This window comes from Massilia sp. BGA-UO-ETr-WB1 (assembly GCF_059567845.1).
Genome location: NZ_JCAQOT010000014.1, coordinates 1 through 2,856, shown reverse-complemented (window position 1 = coordinate 2,856; position 2,856 = coordinate 1). Strand labels below are relative to the sequence as shown.

At 59.6% G+C, this 2,856-nt stretch carries 3 protein-coding genes; 2 read left to right on the top strand and 1 reads right to left on the bottom strand.

All coding sequences use genetic code 11. The annotated features are described in order from the left end of the window. Nucleotides 1-270 precede the first annotated feature (270 nt). Nucleotides 271-1,761: a MocR-like pyridoxine biosynthesis transcription factor PdxR gene (gene pdxR, locus AC56DV_RS03740; protein ID WP_496312964.1), complete on the bottom strand. Its 1,491-nt coding sequence runs from the start codon at nt 1,759-1,761 to the stop codon at nt 271-273. 96 nt (nt 1,762-1,857) lie between these two features. On the opposite strand from pdxR, the gene AC56DV_RS03735 reads away from it, so the two are divergent. Both AC56DV_RS03735 and AC56DV_RS03730 read left to right on the top strand, forming a co-directional pair. Beyond that, nucleotides 1,858-2,505: an FMN-binding negative transcriptional regulator gene (locus AC56DV_RS03735; RefSeq protein ID WP_496312963.1), complete on the top strand. Its 648-nt coding sequence runs from the start codon at nt 1,858-1,860 to the stop codon at nt 2,503-2,505. Nucleotides 2,506-2,516: 11 nt separating this feature from the next. Beyond that, the coding region (locus AC56DV_RS03730; RefSeq protein WP_496312962.1) for a YbfB/YjiJ family MFS transporter at nt 2,517-2,856 on the top strand (340 nt) is incomplete at its 3' end.

The window sequence follows — 2,856 nt, the reverse complement described above, 5'->3', positions numbered from 1 at the left end:
GCGTACTCAAGGTCGGAAAAGCTTCGTTGCATGATCGGATGGGCAGCAGTAGGCGGTGTCACATTGTCTCAGGTTCAGATCACGGCAGGCACAACCGTTGAGGAATAATTCAGCGTTTCCTAAGGTCCCGCAACAAGCTTCACAAGGTCGAGGCCGTCGTGATGATCACCTTGTGCGCCTTGTTCGGCGGACTTGAGGAGTGGGTGAGCATAGAGGATGTTTGGCCATGCGAACGCCCCCCCCATATTTTCGGGAAAATCTCGCGGAATATTATGTTCTCATTGCCATCATGATTGCCGCAAGGCTCCGAACTGCCGCCTCCATCTGCTCGTTACTGAATCCGCCCAAACCAAGCACGAGTCCTGAGCGCCCATTACCCTCCGAATACATGGGAGACACTGCACGCACAGCGACTCCAGCCTGCGCGGCGCGTGACGCCAGCAGGACGTCATCGATACCGCGCGCTAGCCAGAGCACCAGGTGCATGCCCTGATCGCTTGGCTGCAGCCATGCCAGATCCTTGGGAATCCACCGCTCGAGCATGCCAACCAGTTGGCTACGCCGGTCAGCGTACACACCGCGTATGCGTCGGATATGCCGATCCAGATGACCTTCGGTGATGAAGGCGGCGAGGACGTGTTGATCGGCGCTTGGCGTATGCCTGTCCATCAGCGCACGCGCACCGCAAAAGGCGGGTACCAAAGCGCCGGGAACGATGGCATAGCCCAGGCGCAGCGACGGAAACAGGATCTTGCTGAAGGTGCCAAGATAGATAACGCGATCCGGCGCAAGCCCCTGCAGTGAAGGAAACGGATGGCCGGCATAGCGCAGTTCGCTGTCGTAGTCGTCCTCCACGATCCAGGCGCCGTTCTTCCGTGCCCAAGCCAGCAGTGCATTCCTACGCCCCATGCTCATCGGCATTCCCAAGGGATATTGATGGGAAGGCGTGACGAATGCGGCACGCGCATCGTTGGCCATTGCCACGCCCGCGTCGACGTCGATGCCGGCATCGTCAACGGGAACGCGCACCATGCGATCCTGCCATCCTGTGCTTTCGAGAATGCCCGTAATGCCCCGGTAGGCGGGGTCTTCCACCCACGCGCTGTCGGTGGCGCCCAGCAATACTTGGCAGGCGACGTACAACCCTTGCTGGGTTCCCGCCGTAATGATGACGTGTTCTGCACTGCACAGCACCGAGCGCGACCTCCGCACGTACTCAGCCACGGCTTCCCGGAGGGCTTGGACACCTTGAGGATCGTCATAGCCCGAGGGTGCGCCTGATCCCCGGGCGCGGATGCGGTTGCCGAGTCGTCGCCACGTTTCATCGGGTGCAGCCGGGCCTGTGGGAACGGAAACGGCAAAGGGGAGCGGTGGGAGCGGCTTGAATTGCTCCGCGATTTTGGCGAAGGCGGCTGCCGGTGCCGGAAGTGAAGCGGGCGCCGCGTTTGCCGCCGGCGCTTGCGAACCGCTGGCGGCGGACCGCGATTGGGCCAGCGCGGAAGCGACCCGCGTGCCCGCCCTTGCTTGTGCGTCGAGAAATCCCTCGGCGATCAGTTGTTCGTACGCCTCCAGGACGGTGCCGCGCGCGATGTCGAGCGCGCCGGCTAGCTGACGGGTCGAAGGCAGAGGATCGCCAGGCTTCAGGTTGCCAGTACGTATAGCCTCGCGCAGAGCATGAGTCAATTGGCGGCCAAGATGGCCGCTTGTACGGTCCAAACCGCTAATGGGCGGCAAATCCACAGCCTGGGGGCGTCGCGGCATACGATTCTGGCCTACTGAAATTGGTCAATTGTGGACCTATATAGTAATCCAGAAAATGGCGATAATCCACGTCAAATTAACACCGGGAGAACTGATATGTATGTACCCGCCCATTTCGATGAGTCTCGTACAGAAGTGCTGCATGACATTATCAAGCAACATCCTTTTGGCATGCTGCTCACGCATGGCGCAAGTGGGCTCGATGCCAACCACATTCCTTTTGAGCTCGATTCCCGGCAGGGCGGACTGGGCGTGCTGACGGCGCACGTTGCACGCGCCAATCCGGTGTGGCAGGACGTGCGCGATGGCGACGAGGTGCTGGTGGTCTTTCGCGCCAGCGACGCCTATATTTCACCTAACTGGTATCCCTCGAAGCATGAGTTCCATAAGCAGGTACCCAGCTGGAATTACGTGGTGGCCCATGCCTATGGACGCATCACCATCCGCGACGACGAGCGCTTCGTGCGCGGAATGGTTAGCCGGCTGACCCGAACACATGAAGCTTCCCAGCCTGTGCCATGGAAAATGGGGGATAGTCCCAAGGAGTTCATCGACGCCATGCTCAAGGCAATTGTTGGCATGGAAATCGAAATCACACGCCTGGTCGGCAAGTCAAAATTGAGTCAGAACAAGGAGGCCCGCGACATACGCAGCGCTGGCGCAACCCTCAAGGCCCAGGCTCACCATATGATCGGCGACGCCATGCTGGCTTGTGCTAAAACCAAGTCGGAGCAGATGAAATGAAGGCATGCGCCATGGACCAGAGAACCGCAAAAGACCTTACGCGTCGAAATAAGACGTGGCCGATCGTTTGCGCCGGCATTGTTTCGCTGGCCGTGGCGATGGGCATTGGGCGGTTCGCATTTACGCCGCTAATGCCATTGATGCTGCGAGACGGCATTATTGACATGGGCACGGGGACCGATTGGGCGGTGGCCAACTACGTCGGCTATCTGCTAGGCGCATTAAGCGCATCCCGATTCGGGAACATCGCGCGGCTCGGCATGCAGCTTGGGATGGCGGGGATCGCCGTTCTTACACTAGCGATCATGTTTGTAAATCCCAGTTTCCCCTTGGCCGGTTTGGTTCTGCGTG

Bases quoted from the DNA above. Each gene is read 5' to 3' on its own strand.
- pdxR (WP_496312964.1), bottom strand. From the start codon at position 1,761: ATGCCGCGACGCCCCCAGGCTGTGGATTTGCCGCCCATTAGCGGTTTG.
- AC56DV_RS03735 (WP_496312963.1), top strand. From the start codon at position 1,858: ATGTATGTACCCGCCCATTTCGATGAGTCTCGTACAGAAGTGCTGCAT.